Origin of the sequence: Chitinophaga sp. HK235, from assembly GCF_018255755.1 — a bacterium.
Taxonomy (GTDB): Bacteria; Bacteroidota; Bacteroidia; order Chitinophagales; family Chitinophagaceae; genus Chitinophaga.
On sequence record NZ_CP073766.1, the window covers coordinates 3,382,992 to 3,399,800 of the forward strand.

The 16,809-nt window shown below is 49.4% G+C and carries 13 protein-coding genes; 8 read left to right on the plus strand and 5 right to left on the minus strand.

From position 1 onward, the window contains the following. Positions 1 to 69: 69 nt before the first annotated feature. From KD145_RS11810 to KD145_RS11830, 5 genes are all read left to right on the plus strand, one after another. Positions 70 to 411 carry a hypothetical protein gene (locus KD145_RS11810; RefSeq protein WP_212006082.1) on the plus strand — a complete coding sequence of 114 codons (342 nt, stop codon included), beginning with the start codon at positions 70 to 72 and terminating at the stop codon, positions 409 to 411. 190 nt (positions 412 to 601) lie between these two features. Beyond that, complete coding sequence (locus tag KD145_RS11815; RefSeq protein WP_212006083.1) at positions 602 to 1,777, plus strand: efflux RND transporter periplasmic adaptor subunit; 1,176 nt, start codon at positions 602 to 604, stop codon at positions 1,775 to 1,777. An 18-nt stretch (positions 1,778 to 1,795) separates the two neighbouring features. Continuing rightward, positions 1,796 to 4,924, plus strand: coding sequence for an efflux RND transporter permease subunit (locus KD145_RS11820; protein WP_212006084.1), 3,129 nt, complete (start codon positions 1,796 to 1,798; stop codon positions 4,922 to 4,924). A gap of 39 nt (positions 4,925 to 4,963) precedes the next feature. Next, positions 4,964 to 6,340 (plus strand): efflux transporter outer membrane subunit, encoded by a 1,377-nt coding sequence (locus KD145_RS11825; RefSeq protein WP_212006085.1) that lies wholly within the window; start codon positions 4,964 to 4,966, stop codon positions 6,338 to 6,340. 18 nt (positions 6,341 to 6,358) lie between these two features. Beyond that, positions 6,359 to 6,751, plus strand: a complete 393-nt coding sequence (locus tag KD145_RS11830; RefSeq protein WP_212006086.1) for a VOC family protein — start codon at positions 6,359 to 6,361, stop codon at positions 6,749 to 6,751. 18 nt (positions 6,752 to 6,769) lie between these two features. On the opposite strand, the gene KD145_RS11835 is transcribed toward KD145_RS11830, so the two are convergent. Together KD145_RS11835 and KD145_RS11840 are read right to left on the minus strand one after the other, a co-directional pair. After that, entirely contained in the window at positions 6,770 to 7,393 is a 624-nt protein-coding gene (locus KD145_RS11835; RefSeq protein ID WP_212006087.1) for a chloramphenicol acetyltransferase, read from the minus strand. Then, positions 7,390 to 8,082 carry an HAD family hydrolase gene (locus KD145_RS11840; RefSeq protein ID WP_212006088.1) on the minus strand — a complete coding sequence of 231 codons (693 nt, stop codon included), beginning with the start codon at positions 8,080 to 8,082 and terminating at the stop codon, positions 7,390 to 7,392. The genes KD145_RS11835 and KD145_RS11840 overlap by 4 nt, the downstream gene beginning before the upstream one ends. A 67-nt stretch (positions 8,083 to 8,149) precedes the next feature. Between KD145_RS11840 and KD145_RS11845 the strand changes: the two genes are divergently transcribed. Continuing rightward, a complete protein-coding gene (locus tag KD145_RS11845; protein WP_212006089.1) occupies positions 8,150 to 8,815 on the plus strand; it encodes a Crp/Fnr family transcriptional regulator in 666 nt (221 codons plus the stop codon). On the opposite strand, the gene KD145_RS11850 is transcribed toward KD145_RS11845, so the two are convergent. After that, positions 8,816 to 10,129, minus strand: coding sequence for a sulfatase-like hydrolase/transferase (locus KD145_RS11850; protein ID WP_212006090.1), 1,314 nt, complete (start codon positions 10,127 to 10,129; stop codon positions 8,816 to 8,818). It abuts the gene before it with no gap. Between the two features lie 60 nt (positions 10,130 to 10,189). After that, positions 10,190 to 12,727, minus strand: a complete 2,538-nt coding sequence (gene uvrA / locus KD145_RS11855) for an excinuclease ABC subunit UvrA (protein ID WP_212006091.1) — start codon at positions 12,725 to 12,727, stop codon at positions 10,190 to 10,192. A 289-nt stretch (positions 12,728 to 13,016) separates the two neighbouring features. Here uvrA and KD145_RS11860 point away from each other — a divergent pair, with 289 nt between their 5' ends. Then, positions 13,017 to 14,360: a serine hydrolase gene (locus tag KD145_RS11860; protein ID WP_212006092.1), complete on the plus strand. Its 1,344-nt coding sequence runs from the start codon at positions 13,017 to 13,019 to the stop codon at positions 14,358 to 14,360. Between the two features lie 17 nt (positions 14,361 to 14,377). Here the strand turns inward: KD145_RS11860 and KD145_RS11865 are convergent, their stop codons facing one another. Next, positions 14,378 to 15,553 carry a TlpA disulfide reductase family protein gene (locus tag KD145_RS11865; protein ID WP_212006093.1) on the minus strand — a complete coding sequence of 392 codons (1,176 nt, stop codon included), beginning with the start codon at positions 15,551 to 15,553 and terminating at the stop codon, positions 14,378 to 14,380. 157 nt (positions 15,554 to 15,710) lie between these two features. Between KD145_RS11865 and KD145_RS11870 the strand changes: the two genes are divergently transcribed. Beyond that, entirely contained in the window at positions 15,711 to 16,793 is a 1,083-nt protein-coding gene (locus tag KD145_RS11870; protein WP_212006094.1) for a serine hydrolase, read from the plus strand. Positions 16,794 to 16,809: the final 16 nt, after the last annotated feature.

A 16,809-nucleotide genomic window follows, 5' to 3' on the forward strand; every position in this document is an offset into this window, starting at 1 on the left:
AATGGCAGGCTACTGACAGTATTTATTGTTATTCAGATTTGCTTCAGTTTTTCCCACTACCTTTACACCGTGCCCAACAAGCTGACCAACATATTAAACACAACGTTTATCGTCATCATGTTCTTTGCCCTCCAGGGAAGGGCGATAGAACGTTATGCCACCTGGTTCAGCAAAAAAACGGTCATTACCACTTCCCAGCAGGTAGATACCAAAGTTAAATCAGTGTATTACCGCTGTAAACTGCAGTGTTTTTCCGAGAAGATAGTTCCCCTGGCACTGCCACCAGAGGCTGCAGCCGTTCCGGCACTACACACCACTCCTCGTGAAAAAAAGACCGGCGCCATCACTGTGGTCTGCTACGCGATGCCTGGCCTGCTGCTCCTTCCACTGCGGGCACCTCCCATCGCATAAAACAGCGCTTCCACTCATCAGACACTGGTTTTCTCTTCTACAGAAAAAACAGCATACCGCTTTCCTGCCGGTGTGATGAACATATTGTATTGCGCTGTGTATTTACTGTTAGCCTGTCGTAGCAACATGGTTTCAGACCTGTAGCGCGGCACACCGATCCAATCATTATCCGTTCATTCAATACAAGCATATGTACGCATCACACCGTGACTGCTCTCCGGCACTGATATTCAGCCTGGCCTTGCTGTTGACCGCCTGTTCGGGCAACCCTTCCAAAAAGGGCCGCAGCCGCGACAATCAGGCAAAAGTATATGCCAACATCACCCTCCGCCCCATTACCGCTACTATCAACACAGATTTCCCCGCTACCATCCAGGGACAACAGAACATAGAAATACGGCCTAAAATAGACGGCTATATGCAGGACATGTATGTAGACGAAGGCTCCGAAGTAAAAAAGGGACAGCTGCTCTTCCGTATCAGTGCGCCGCAATACGAACAGAACGTCCGTACAGCAGAAGCCAATATCAAAATAGCAGAAGCAGACGTTAATGCAGCGCAGATGGAAGTCAACAAGGTAAAGCCGCTGGTAGACCAGGACATCATCAGTCCCTACGGCCTCGAATCCGCCCGCTACACCCTCGAAGCCAAAAAGGCCGCCCTCGCACAAGCAAAGGCCAATCTGGTCAATGCCCGGGTGAACCTCAGCTACACCACCATCTACAGTCCCGCTGACGGCGTCATCGGCGCGGTGCCGTTTAAAATAGGCAGCCTTGTGAGCAGCACCACCGCACAACCACTCACCACCGTCTCCAACATCACAAAAATTTACGCTTACTTCTCCATCAACGAAAAAGAATCGCTCAATTTCTTTGCACATGCCAAAGGCAATACCGTACAGGAAAAACTGAAGACATTGCCGCCGGTAAAGCTGTTACTCCCCAATGGCGCCACCTTCGCGCAGTCGGGTGATATAGAAACCATCGGCGGCCTTGTGAACCAGCAAACCGGTTCCGTGACTCTGCGTGCTACCTTCTCCAATCCCGGCGGCCTGCTGCGCAGTGGTAACAGCGCCATCGTCAGGATGCCTTACACCCGCGACAGTGCCCTGCTGATACCACAAAGCGCCACCTATCAGGTACAAGGCAAACTGTTTGTATACGTGATAGACCATTCCGTCCATGATACGCTCAAAGCCAAATCCGTTCCGGTGAGCGTGAATGCCGGTACTTCGGGCAACAACTACGTAGTGGAAGACGGGCTCAAAACCGGCGACCAGGTGCTGGTAGAGGGTACCATCAGCCTGCGTGACGGCATGCCTGTCAAAACCAGAAGTGTTAGTGCAGATAGTGTGTACAGGCAATAATTATTTAAATCAGGATTTATGCTAAAGCGATTTATAAAACGTCCTGTTCTGTCAACGGTCATCTCCATCATCATCGTTACGTTGGGAATACTGGGCATTGCAGCACTGCCGGTATCACAATACCCGGAAATAGCGCCGCCAACAATTCAGGTGTCCGCCAACTACACCGGTGCCAACGCTGATGTAGTACTTAAAAGTGTGGTAACACCCCTCGAACAGATGATCAACGGCGTACAGGACATGGACTATATGACCTCCACCTCCGGCAACGACGGTTCCGCGTCCATACAGGTAGTATTTAAAACCGGTACCAATCCGGATATCGATGCCGTGAACACCCAGAACCTCGTAAGCCGTGCCACCAGCCAGCTGCCACAGGAAGTAGTGCGTTCAGGCATCACCGTTAGAAAGCGGCAACCCAGCGACCTGCTCGTCTTCTCTATTTACAGCGATAATCCGGTTTACGACCAGACCTTTCTGCAAAACTATGCAGACATCAACCTGGTGCCGGAAATAAAACGTATCTCCGGCGTAGGCGACGCCATCGCTGCCGGCACCATGGACTATGCCATGCGTATCTGGCTGAAGCCCGACGTGATGGCCTCCTACGGCCTCGTGCCCGCCGATATCACCGCCGCCCTCGCAGAACAGAACCTGCAGGCCGCCCCCGGCCAGTTTGGAGAACAAGGCAAACAATCTTTCCAGTACATCATCAAATACAAAGGCACACTCGCAGATACCACTGAATTCGGAAATATCATTATCCGCTCGGTAGGCACGAAAGAACATGTACTGCGGCTGAAAGATGTGGCCCGCCTGGAGCTGGGCGCACAAAGTTATGCTACCGGCACCCGTACCAACGGCCTCCCTGCTGTGTCCATCACAGTTATGCAGGCCGCTGGGTCCAACGCCAGCGATATCATCAATCAGGCACTGGCCGTAGTAAAAAATGCTGCCAAATCCTTCCCGCCCGGTGTGAAATACGTAGTGCTCTCCAACGCCAACGATTTTCTGAATGCCTCTATCGACAAGGTATTACATACCCTCGTGGAAGCTTTTATCCTGGTGTTTTTTGTAGTGTTTGTATTTTTACAGGACCTCCGGTCTACCCTCATCCCCGCCATTGCAGTGCCTGTGGCTATTGTAGGCACCTTCTTCTTCCTCAATCTCTTCGGGTTTACCATCAACCTGCTGACACTCTTTGCCCTGATACTGGCCATCGGAATTGTGGTAGATGATGCTATTGTGGTGGTGGAAGCGGTACATGCCAAAATAGACCAGGGTTATACTTCTGCCCGCAAAGCCAGTATTGACGCCATGGACGAGATATCCGGCGCTATCGTTTCCATCACGCTGGTGATGGCCGCCGTATTTGTGCCGGTGAGTTTTATCAGTGGTTCTGCCGGCGTGTTTTACAAACAGTTTGGCCTCACACTGGCCATCGCCATTATCCTTTCTGCCGTCAACGCGCTGACACTCAGCCCTGCGTTGTGCGCCCTCTTTCTGAAGCCACATGCCAAAACACAACACCACAGCTGGCTGCAACGATTTTATACTGCGTTCAATACTTCGTTTGATACTATGACGCGCCGGTACCGGTCGTCTGTAGCTTTCCTGGCCCGCAAAAAATGGATACCATTCCTGGCACTCCTGTTTTTCACCGCGGTGCTGGGCATACTGCTGAAGACCACTTCCACCGCCTTTGTCCCTAATGAAGACCTGGGCGTGATCACAGCCGATGTGACCCTGCCCGCAGCAGCATCGCTCGAACGTACTGCTGCAGTAAACCGGCAACTGGAAAACATCGCCAAAACCATCCCTGAAATCAATAATGTAGTGGCCATCACCGGTTCGGGCGCCACCGGCGGCTCCGGCAGCAACTATGGCAAGGTAACCATGCGGCTGGTGCTGTGGAACCAGCGTAAACGCAGCATACAAGCCATCATCGATGAGCTGTTTCAAAAAACAGCCGGCATCACCGAAGCCAAAATTAATTTCTTCGCCCCGCCCACCATCCAGGGCTTTGGGTCGGTAGGTGGTTTCTCCCTGCAGTTGCAGGATAAGACCGGAGGCAATATCGTGGAGTTCAACAAAGTATGTACTGACTTCCTTAACGCGCTCAATGCAAGGCCGGAGATACAGTTTGCCTCCACGCCTTTTGATCCGGGATATCCACAGTATATGTTCAACGTTGATGTGGCCAAGGCTAAAGATGCAGGGTTCCAGGTAGATCAGATACTGAATGTGATGCAGGGTTATTTTGGTGGTATCTATGCGTCCAACTTCAACCAGTTCGGGCAGCAGTTCAGGGTGATGATACAGGCGGAGCCCAACTATCGCGCCAAGCCGGAAAACCTGAACTCCGTATATGTACGCAGCCCTGCCGGCACAATGGCACCTATCACCGCTTTTGCCACACTGCAGCCTACCTACGGCCCGCAGACCATTTCGCGGTTCAATCTTTTTACGTCTATCGCCATCAGCGGAACACCCAAGCCGGGATACAGTTCCGGCAGCGCTATCACCGCTATCCGTGAAGTGGCCGCACAGGTGCTGCCTCCCGGCTATGGGTATGAGTTCTCCGGACTATCAAGGCAGGAAATATCCGCAGGCGGACAAACAGGTTTCATCTTCCTGCTTTGTCTCATCTTCGTATACTTTCTGTTATGCGCCCAATATGAGAGTTATATACTGCCGTTGTCTATCCTGCTCACCCTGCCGATAGGACTGGCAGGCGCTTTTATCTTTACCGGCATCCTGGGCATCAACAATAATATTTACGTACAGATCACGCTCATTATGCTCATTGGTCTGCTGGCCAAAAATGCCATCCTCATTGTGGAATTCGCACTGGAAAGGCGCCGGCGGGGCATGGACATTCTGCAGGCAGCCCTGGAAGGTGCCAACGCCAGGTTAAGGCCCATCCTGATGACTTCTTTCGCCTTCACCCTGGGACTGGTGCCATTGATGATTGCTACCGGTGCAGGCGCCAACGGCAACCGTTCCATCGGCACCGGCGCTGTTGGAGGAATGTTGATCGGTACCATATTCGGCGTGTTCATCACACCCATCCTCTTTATCCTTTTTCAAACATTACAGGAAAAAGTCAGCGGACCACCCAAAGCAGACGATGATGATGACGAGTAATACCGCTGATTTTCACCAACAGAATTAAATGCTTACAGCATGAATCACAAATTGAATTTTTATATGTGTTTGCTGACAGGCCTGATGCTGATCACGGCCTGCTCAGTAACACGTCCTTATAAAGCACCTGATGCCAGCACCAACGGTTTATTCCGCAACCAGCCGCTAACGGACACGGCTACACTGGCCACCCTGCACTGGCGGGAAATATTCACCGATACCCTGCTCCAGAAGCTGATCAGCACCGGTATTCAACAAAACCTGGACCTTAAAACAGCCTATGCAAGGATCACACAGGCCGAAGCCACTTATGAACAAAGCCGGCAGGCGTATTTTCCCACGCTGGGTGCCAGCGCTTCGGTCAGCGGGAACAAAACAACCAGCGGAAGCACCAGCAACAGTCACCCTTATCAACTGGGGCTGAACACCACCTGGGAAGCAGATATCTGGGGACAACTACGGAGCAGTCAACGGGCCAATCTGGCCAACCTCTTACAGGGACAGGCAGCGGCAAGGGCCGTACAAACCAATCTGGTAGCCAATATCGCCAATTTTTACTATCAGCTCCTGGCATTGGACCAGCAACTGGTCATTACCCAGCAAACCGTAGAAAGCTGGAAAGCCACCGTTAATGTGATGAAAGCGCTGAAAGCGTCCAACATCGTTACAGGTGCTGCGGTCGTACAAAGTGCTGCCAGTCAGTATGCCGCAGCCGTGGCCACCCACGATCTGCGCCTGCGTATCAGAGAAACAGAAAATGCACTCAGCATCCTGCTGGGCCAGGCGCCCGATACCATTCCGCGAAGCAAACTGGCAGACCAGCAACCTATTACCCTGCTGAAAACAGGTGTACCTTCACAGCTGCTGGCCAACCGGCCCGATGTACAGGCCGCTGAATATAACTTCCGGTATTTTTTTGAACTCACTAATGTGGCACGTACTTACTTCTATCCCACCCTTACCATCACCGCCTCCGGCGGATTTACAGGATCTTCGTTAGGACAGCTGTTTGAACCGGGTTCCATGGTCGGCAATATCGTAGCCGGTTTGGCACAACCTATCTACAACCAGGGAATCAATCGTGCCCGGTTGAAAAGTGCGCAGGCGCAGCAACAACAGGCGCTGTACAATTTTCAGGGCATTCTGCTTACGGCAGGCCAGGAAGTGTCGGATGCGCTGTTCTCCTATCAGACGGCCCTCGACAAAACCGATGACCGCGACAACCAGCTGGACAATCTGGAGAAGTCTGTATCTTACACGCAGCAACTGGTAAGGTACAGCTCCGCCAATTATACGGAAGTACTAAACGCTCAACAAAACCTGCTGACCGCACAGCTGGGACAGGTAAACGACCGGCTGCAACAGCTGCAGGCCATCGTTAACCTCTATCGCGCGCTGGGCGGCGGCTGGCAATAATCCATACAATCATCGCTTATGAAAATAAACAGACTGGACCACCTCGTGCTCACCGTAGCCAATATCGACATCACTTGTTTGTTTTACTACGACGTGCTGGGCATGGAGATACAGACTTTCGGAGACGGAAGAAAAGCGTTGAAATTCGGACAGCAGAAGATCAATCTTCATCAGCAAGGGAAAGAATTTGAGCCCAAAGCAGCACATCCGTTGCCGGGTTCTGCAGACCTGTGTTTTATAACAGAAACGCCTATACGCGAAGTCAAAGAAGAACTACTTCGCAAAAATATCACCCTGCTGGAATCTGAAGTGAGGCGCACCGGAGCCAACGGACCTATTATTTCCATCTATTTCCGCGACCCGGACCAAAACCTGATAGAAGTAAGCAACTACCTGGAGCCGGAAGAATAACTTCCCGGCTCCGGATAATCAACTATCCAGCTGTTGCTGGAAGTATTCAAAAAACTGTCCTGCATGGTAACCGTCCATCAGTGCATGATGTACATGCAGCGATACCGGCATGGTGCTGATACCATCTGCATTAGTCATTTTTCCGAAGGAGACTTTAGGACAACTGTCTTTAAAGGAAAAACTACGCGCATGAGAGAGCGCTGTAAAATTGATCCAGGGGAGCGAAGAACAGTGCACCACATTTTCGCCGGATACTGCAGGTACCAGGCCCGTGCTGTTTTGCACCTGCTCTGTTATAATACGGGCTTTGGCTTCAAATGTTTCAAAATCCGCATGATATTCAAAATAAGCAAATCCAAAAGTACCATCGGGTCTGTTAATCGTAGGAGAAGGATCTATTTTATCGTATATCCATACCTGTTCGCCGATAATACGATAACGAAAAGGCTCTATCGCATTCATGGCCACCATGGCTTTATGCAGGTAATACAGGAAAAAGGAATATCCTTTTTCTCTGGCAGTAGCGTAGGCTTTGGTACAGTCTACATTAACACATACCCCGAAAAACGGCTCCTCGAACTGATTAAAAAAATGAAAATGATCTTTCCGTTTCCAGGTATTAATATCTAATAATTGTTTCATGACAATAGCTTCGGCAGAATGTCCGAAATAGTTTGAAAAGAATAGAATTTTTCTTCCTTCACTTCTTCATTCACCACTTCATGAGCCCATACAGTATGATATGGAATATGGATGGCATGGGCACCAATAGCCAGTACCGGCATCACATCTGATTTGATGGAGTTGCCGATCATCAGAAAGGCTTCCGGCTGGCAGTCCAGATGACGAAGCAGTTTACGGTAATCTTTTTCCTGTTTGTCGCTCATGATTTCTATATGATGGAAATAATGCGCGAGGCCGGATTTGTTGAGTTTTCTTTCCTGGTCCAGCAGATCTCCTTTGGTAGCCACTACCAGGCGGTATTTGCCTTTCAGGGCTTCCAGCACCTCTTTCACACCATCCAGCAGTTCTATCTCCTTATTAAGCTGTTCCTTTCCGTATTCCAGCACTTTTTCTATCAGCACCGGATTGGCGGTGTTGTTGGTTACCCGCAGGATGGTTTCAATCATGGCCAGCATAAATCCTTTCACCCCATAACCATACAGGGAAAGGTTGTCCATCTCTGTTTTAAACAATTCCTGTGCAACAGTATGGTGGGGTAGATAGTCTTCCAGGAGGCCGCAGAATTTCTGTTCCACTTCCCTGAAATAAGGCTCATTCACCCATAATGTATCATCTGCGTCAAATGCAATGATTTGTATACCGGTCATTGTGATCGTAATTAAGTTTCTAAATTTCCGTAAAATTAATAGCTTCAGCTGCGAAAAAACGGGACATTTGTCCCAACACACTATGATACATACCAATCGCGCTATATTATCATTTATTGAAGACACTCTTACGGAAGCCGAAAAAAAAGACAGAATCTTTCTGCAGTCTTATCCCGCCGGTACCCGGCTGCTAACGCAGGGACAGCTCAACAAATATGTATTGGTACAAAAGACGGGGCTTTCCAAATGTTATATTACGGAAGATAACGGGAAGGATTTTATTATTCAGTTTCTGGGAGAAGGGGAACTGCTGGGAGAACTGGAACTGATACAGCATTCCAGCAATCTGACGACTATTACCGCGCTCACGCCGGTAACGGCCTGGTGCATTATGACCGATTATTTTACCCACCTCATCAGCCATAGCATGGAGCTGAACCAGCTACTGATGAAATCACTGGCAAACCGGCTGGCACAGACTTCAGCGCGGGCTTCGTATCAACAGGTATATCCGGCTGAATATACTATGCTTAAATTATTGTCAGTACTCGCCAGGCAACAGACCGCTTTTTCCAAAAAAGACCTGGCCGATTACCTGGGAGTATCTGTACGCAGCTTTAACCGTACGCTGAAGCAGCTGCGGGAAAAAAGTATCATCCATCCGGACAGCTTTGACCTATACCTTGACAGGGCTGCTTTTGAGCGGCTGATACAGACATACGGAGAACAGTGATCAGTAGTTATCCAACAGTTGTTTCAGCGAAGCGGTTATCTCCGGATATTTGGTGGCCACATTATGTTTTTCGCTGATATCCATGCGGAGATTATATAACTCCATCACCGGTGTTTTTCCTTTTTCAGTAGTGGCAATGCGGAGTTTCCAGTCGCCTTTGCGCACTGCTTCCAGTTTACCGATAGCGCTCAGATAAAAGAGTGGTCTTTCCGGCAGCTGAGTCTGACGCCCGATGATATGCTGCCACACGTTCACTCCTTCTACATTGACCGGCAGTGGCTGTGTGTAGCTGGTAGCTGCAGCCAGTGTAGGCAGTATATCGTTGATGATAAAAGGCTGGTCGGCCACGGTGCCGGCGGCAATACGGCCAGGAGCCCAGGCAATGAAAGGTTCGCGGTGCCCACCTTCATAGGTATTGGCTTTGCCACCTCTGAAAGGGCCGGTAGAACCGTGGTCCCAGGGTTTTACAATATCACGTTGCAACATTCTGTCGGGCATGTCATTCCAGGGGCCGTTGTCACTGGTAAACATCACGATGGTCTGCTGATCCAGTTTCAACTGCCGCAGCAGGGCGATGATTTTGCCGATGCAGGCATCCTGTTGCTCTATCACATCTCCGTATAGCCCTCCCCGTGATTTACCTTTCCATTCTGATGGCACGGCCAGCGGCGCATGTGGCATAGGGAAAGGCAGATAAAGGAAAAAGGGCTGCTGACTGCGGGAAGCACGTTTGATATAGGCCAGGGCACTATCTGTATACCAGCCCATCAGCTTACTGTAGTCTGGTTTTTCGATGACGCGGTTATTATCGTAAAAGACGGCCAGCGTAGTGTCTGTATTCACAAAAGGCGACTGATAATCGTGGCTGTACAACATACCAAAGAAATGATCAAAGCCATGCGACAGCGGGCGGCTATTGGCTTTGTCGCCCAGGTGCCATTTGCCGATCATCATGGTCTGGTAATGATTGGCTTTAAACATTCTGGCAAGGGTGAAAATGCTGTCGGACAGTGCATGTGCATCGCCCGGAGCTACCGCATATGGCATGTTCACCTTGTCGGGGTAACGGCCAGTGAGCAGGGAAGCCCTGCTGGGCGTGCAGGAAGGAGCAGACACCATAAAACCAGTGCTACGAAAGCCTTCCCTGGCGAGGCGGTCCAGCTCAGGTGTGCGGATCTGCGGACTGCCGTAGCAGCTGGCATCACCATAACCCATATCGTCGGACAGGATAAAGATCACGTTGGGCTTCCGTTGCTGTGCCGACACCTGAAACGCCATCAACACCGGCAGCAGCCACCATAAAGTCTTTTTCATTGTTGTGTACTGTTTTATATACTGCGAATTACAAAATTTTACGGTAAAAATTTAACGGATTTATGTGTGGAGAAATCGCGCCAGGTAAGGTGCTGTACGGCTGTTTTTAGCGCTGGCCATTTCCATCGGTGTGCCGGTGGCCACTACTTTACCACCTTCTTCTCCCGCACCAGGACCGATATCTATCACCCAATCACTGGCAGCGACTACACGCATATCATGTTCTACCACGATCACGGTATTACCAGCATTCACCAGCCCTTCCAGCTGTACCACCAGTTTTTCGATATCTGCGGGATGCAGGCCGGTAGTGGGCTCATCGAGCACATAGAGGGTATCACCACGTCCCATGCGCTGTAACTCAGTGGCCAGTTTAATACGTTGTGCTTCGCCACCCGACAGCTGCGTAGCCGGTTGTCCCAGTCGCAGGTAACCCAGCCCTACTTCGCGCAACACACTCAGCGAACGGTGTATCTTAGGCTCGTCTTCAAAAAAGGCCCAGGCAGCATCTACGGTAAGTTCCAGCACTTCGGCGATATTTTTATCGCGGTAGGTTATTTCCAACGTCTGTGCATTATAACGGGCACCATGACAGGTAGGACAAGGTGCATATACACTGGGGAGAAATAACAGTTCTACCATTACAAAACCTTCTCCCTGACAGGTTTCACAGCGACCTTTCGCTACGTTGAAGGAGAAGCGGCCAGCATCGTATTTGCGGGCGCGGGCTGTTGGGGTATCGGCAAACAGTTTTCTGACATGGTCAAACAATCCCGTATAGGTGGCCAGGTTGGAGCGGGGCGTACGGCCGATGGGCTGCTGATCTACCTGTACCAGTCGTTTTACCTGTTCCATACCGGTAATGATGCGTCCGCCCAAAGTGAGCGGGGCGGCCTGTTCCAGCGCCTCTCCTTCTTCCGGTTCGGAGCTGAGGTCCATGCCCAGCTGCGCAGCCACCAGCTCTACCAGTACCTGGCTGACGAGGCTCGATTTGCCGGAGCCAGAGATACCGGTGACGGTAGTCATACATCCCAGCGGGAAAGCAGCCGACAGCTGGTGGAGATTATTGCGGGTAACGTCTTCCAGCTGCAGCCAGCCAGTGGCTTTGCGGGGTTCACGATGTAGGGCTGTTTTTTCTGCAAAAAGAAAACGGCGTGTTTTGGATATCTCAACAGCGGCCAGTCCATCCGGGGGACCGCTGTAAAGGATACGGCCGCCGTGCTCTCCGGCGTCGGGCCCTACGTCTATGATCCAGTCGGCAGAACGTATCACATCCAGATCATGTTCTACCACAAACAGAGAGTTCCCGGATGCTTTGAGTTTTTCCAGTGCTAACAGCAAAGCCTCTGTATCAGCGGGATGCAGGCCGGCAGAAGGTTCGTCCAGCACATACACTACCCCAAAGAGATTAGACCTAACCTGAGTGGCTAAACGTAAACGTTGCAACTCTCCCGGCGACAAGGTAGGTGTACTGCGTTCGATGAGCAGGTAGCCCAGCCCCAGGTCCAGCAATACTTCCAGCCTGCCTACCAGATCGGCCGCTATTCTCTGTGTTACGATTTGCCGCTCCGGATGGGCTTTTTCTTTTTTGGAGTGAGCGGCCTTACCTTCTGCATAAGGGCGCATCAATGCGGCCAGCCTGGAGAGCGGCAAACGCGCTATCTCCCCAATATCCATACCGGCGAATGTTACCGACAGGGAGGCCGGTTGCAGGCGTTTTCCCTTACACACCGGGCATTCGGTGCTTTCCATATATTGTGATACCCGCTTCTTCATGGAAGCGCTTTCTGTATTGGCAAAGGTGTGCAACACATACCGGCGCGCACCGGAGAAGGTGCCCATATAGGAGGGTTCTACCTTTTGTTTGATAGCCCGCTTCACCTCTTCATGCGTAAAGCCGGGATATACCGGTGCTACAGGCTGTTCTTCGGTAAACAGTATCCAGTCCCGGTCTTTTTGAGGAAGATCTTTCCAGGGTTTGTCCACATCATAACCGAGTGTGATGAGGATGTCACGCAGGTTCTGGCCATACCATGCCGTAGGCCATGCGGCGATGGCCCTTTCCCGGATGGTAAGGGTATCATCCGGTACCAGGGAACGTTCTGTGACTTCATATACTCTTCCCAGCCCGTGGCATTGCGGACAGGCGCCTGATGGTGTATTGGGGGAGAATGCTTCCGCTTCCAGGTGGGGCTGCCCTTCCGGGTATTCGCCCGCCCGGGAATATAGCATCCTCAACAGATTAGACAAAGTAGTTACACTGCCTACAGATGAACGGGTGGTCGGCAGTCCCCGCTGTTGTTGCAGCGCTACTGCCGGTGGCAGTCCGCTGATTTCATCCACTTCCGGCACCGACATCTGGTGAAAAAGCCGCCTTGCATAAGGTGATACCGATTCAAGATAACGCCGCTGGGCTTCGGCATAAAGTGTTCCAAATGCCAATGATGACTTACCGGAGCCGGATACCCCCGTGAATACCACCAATGCATCGCGTGGGATATCCAGGTCTATGTTTTTGAGGTTATGCTCACGTGCCCCGCGGACACGCATAAAGCCGGCCTTCTCCGGCGATAGTGGTTTCCCTTTATCTGTTTGCATGCCCTGAGCGCACAAAGACTATGCCCGCCGGTTTACACCTGACAAAAATTACACAATAACGTTTTAATTAATATATTAATTCCGGCGCCGAAGATTCATGCTCAAAATACCAGTTGCATCGGAATTCAAATCGTATAATCCTTATTCATCTCATTTATCCATGGTTTCGTCCCATATTGGAGAATTGTAAACAGCTGGATAATATCTTCATCATATACACTGTGCAGGGCTCTTCTGGCAATACCAGATTGATACCCATTTTTAAAATCTTAAAAAGGTCCGGATCCACATGAAAAGAATATTTATTTTTTTAGTGTGCTTTACAAATCTGCAAAGTGTGGTTGCACAGGATATACAGCAAAGAATTGATACACTGTTGAAAGCCTATGTGAATTTGAATAAATTCGGTGGCACTGTGTTGGTGGCCCACCATGGAAAAATAATAATAGAAAAAGGGTATGGTGTCAGGGATGCCGAAAATGGGGCGTTAAATGATAACAATACTGTTTTCCAGATTGGGTCTATTACAAAAGAGTTCACATCAGCTGTTATTTTGAAACTGGTGGAACAGAAAAAAATGTCCCTGTCCGACAAATTGAATAAATTCTATCCTGGTTTTCCTAACGGAGACAGTATTACCATTGAGCATCTCCTTACACATACAGCAGGTATTCAGGATGCTACAAAAAGTATGGGTTCTTTCAGCATAGCCGCGATGCCCACCAGTGAACAGGGAATGCTGGATCAGTTAAAGCGGATGCCCCCGGAGGCTATGCCTGGAAAAACATTCCGCTATAGTAATTTAGGATATACATTACTCGGTTATATTATCAGGAAAGTTACACACAGACCTTATGAGCAGGTGGTGAGAGAGATGATTTTTGGTCCGCTGAATATGCAAAATAGTGGTTTTGATTTTGCGGGCTTGAAAAATACCAACAAAGCCAAAGGCTATATGGCGTTGTCCGCACTGGAGCAAAAGGAAAGCCCTGCAACTGATTCTTCGGAACTGTTTGCCGCAGGTGCCATGTATTCAACCGTGGAAGATCTGTACAAATGGCACCAGGGCTTGCAATCCGGACGCATTGTGAGCAAAACAATGTTAAACAGGGCTTATACACCGGTTAAAGAAAAGTATGGATATGGCTGGAGCATTGATTCAGCATATAACAAACTTAGAGTTGGTCATACCGGAGGAATGCTGGGCTTCAGGGCTAAAATGGTCCGTATTCCGGAAGATGATCTGTTCATCATCCTATTGGGTAATCGTTTTGACGATCCTTACCTGGAAACCATTTCCCGGTCCATTCTTGCTATCATTTATCAGCAGCCCTATGTTTTGCCCGAACAGCCTGTAAAGTGGAGCGATCACGCATTGAGAGCCTATGCCGGCATTTATGAATTCTCGCCTGGTAATTGGGTAGATATTATTTTTGTAGATGGACATCTGATAGGTCATTCTCCCAAAAAGACATTAGAGTTGTACCCCCGCAAACAAGATCTTTTTTATATCATGGAAAGAGAAGGAGAAGAAGCGAATATCGGGTTTGGGAGAGATGAAAAAGGAGAAGTGAAGGAGATATATCTTATCAAACTGGATAATAGCAAAGCAGTGGGGAAGAAGATCAGGTAAAATTTATGTTCTGAAAATTACTGGCTTTTCTGTTCCCATTGATCTGCCGCCAGTTTTTGCAGTGTTTGTTGCAACAGGATCAGGCTATCGGTTTGCGCGGGTGTTTCCTCGTCGCGGTCATAGATAATTTTTCCGGCAGGATCAATCAGAAACAGACAAGGCAGGCCCGGTATTGCGTATTCCCGGCTGATATCCGGCTTGTTGAATATTTTGGTCCAGCTGATACCGTACCGGTCCACTGCCTTCAGAAATGCACTGGAATCTTTATCTGCTGAAATACCAATCACGACAAGATGATCTGCACTATAGCTGCTGTGTATCTTTTTGATTGCCGGCAGTTCTGCCACACAGGGCGTACACCACGATGCCCAGAAATTCAGCAGCACATACTTCCCGCGGTAATCTTTCAAGGCAACTTTGTCACCGTAAATATCAAGGGTAGTAAAATCTTTTGCCATCGCACCTATTCTGATGTCCCTGGCTGCCAGCCATTTCAGGATGGTCGCCCTTTCAGCAGCATCTTCGGCGTTTTCAGGGAAATTAGCCTGCAGGAAAGCCCGCAGCTGCGATACTGTAGTACCCTGATATCCGTATGGTACCACACTACCCATTATCATCAGTTCTTCTCGAAACAGCCATAAAGCATAATAGGTGTTCCTGTGCTGTATTACAAAGGCCAGCTGTTTATCTTCTACCGCCTTCATCTTCTGAAAAAACACCTTACGTTCAGGGCTATTAATATCCATGATAGCATTGGAATGCGCTTCCCAGTATGCATTTTTTTCCCGGATAACCGGCGCCATCCACTTTTCATAATCGTTACCTCCCTCCTTACTGATATCTTTCGCATTGGTCAAAACCGGATGTTGCCACCCATTATCAAAATGAATGGCAGCGGGTTGCTCTGTTACCCAGAAACGGCCACCAGGCATAGTATCCAATCCTGACTGCTCATAGAAGATATTAATGGTGGCATAACGGGCATTATAATTCCCTTCCAGCACGATTACTTTATCTTCAGGCCGGGGCTTTACCTTGACAGTTTCAGTACCATTATGATAACTAATAATCAGCTGTTTAAAATCTGTACCGGGAGGCACGGTAACGGTTACCCGAAAATGGCGGTCAGTGGTAAAACTCTGTAGACTGCAAACCAGCAGCATACAGGCAATAGCTCTCAAAAGGGTTGTCATGGCGCTTTTCATTGTCCACCTGAAAATATGATGTAAAAAAATCATACAAACACAACGAACTGTTAATTCACATAAGGTTATTAAAAAAGTAACACTTTCGGACAATTACAATTGTTCAAATCTTGTATATCTTTGTTCCTTCAATCCCCGTCTTCATATGAAATATTTTCCCAACCTGTTTGTATGCCTTTTAAGCATCAGTATGGTGTCATGTACGAAATCGGACCCAAAAGAAACGAATCCGGTAAATCCGCCAACACAGCCTACACAACCAACACAACCCACGCAGACAATTGATCTCAGCGCTGTCACCCAGATCCTGAATGATTCTGTTCCTGTGAGGTATAATGGTAAATGTTATACCATCATTCATGTCAACGGAAAAGAAGTATATACGAAAGGATATGGAGGATTTGACGGCGAAACCCAGCAACTCGTAGCCTCCTGCTCCAAATGGCTGGCAGGCGCCGTGGTAATGAGTCTGGTTGATGAAGGTAAATTTAAGCTCAGTGATACGATAGGGACCTTCCTGCCGATCTTCACCACCTATGGCAAAGGAGCTGTTACCATCGCGGAGCTAATGTCGCTTACTTCCGGCTTCCCTGGTACTTCAGACAAAAACTATGAGCTGAATCCCCTGCTCACGATGGCGCAATCGGTAGACTCCATCGCTAAAAACGTGAAACAGATCAACCCTCCCGGCACCTTCTATTACGGCCGTGTAAGCATGCATATCGCCGGCCGCATCTGTGAAGTGGTGACCGGCAAAAGCTGGAGTGATCTGGCTAATCAAAAAATATTTGGTCCTTGTGGCATGACAAAAACAGACTATGGAATTAGCGGCAACCCTACTCCGGCCAGCAGTGCCCGCACTACCCCCAACGACTATATTAAATTCCTGGATATGTTGTCCAACAAAGGCGTAGCGGCCAACGGCAACAGGGTGCTCAGCGAAGCCGCCGTCATTGCCATGAATCAGGCCCAGCCCATTACCAAAACGGCCTATTCTACCTACCTGGACCTGCCTAATATGTACGGCATCGGTCACTGGCGCGACATCGTTGCTACCGGTGATGTACTGGTAGAAAGCAGCAGCCCCGGCACCTACGGCAGTTTTCCATGGATCAATGATCCTAAAAAGATAACCGGCTTTATCTTCACCTATATGGAAACAGACGGTCCGCGAACGATCGCTACCTGCCAGAAAATAAGAGCCGCTGTAAGAAATGCAGTGAGGTAATCTACATGAATATAAA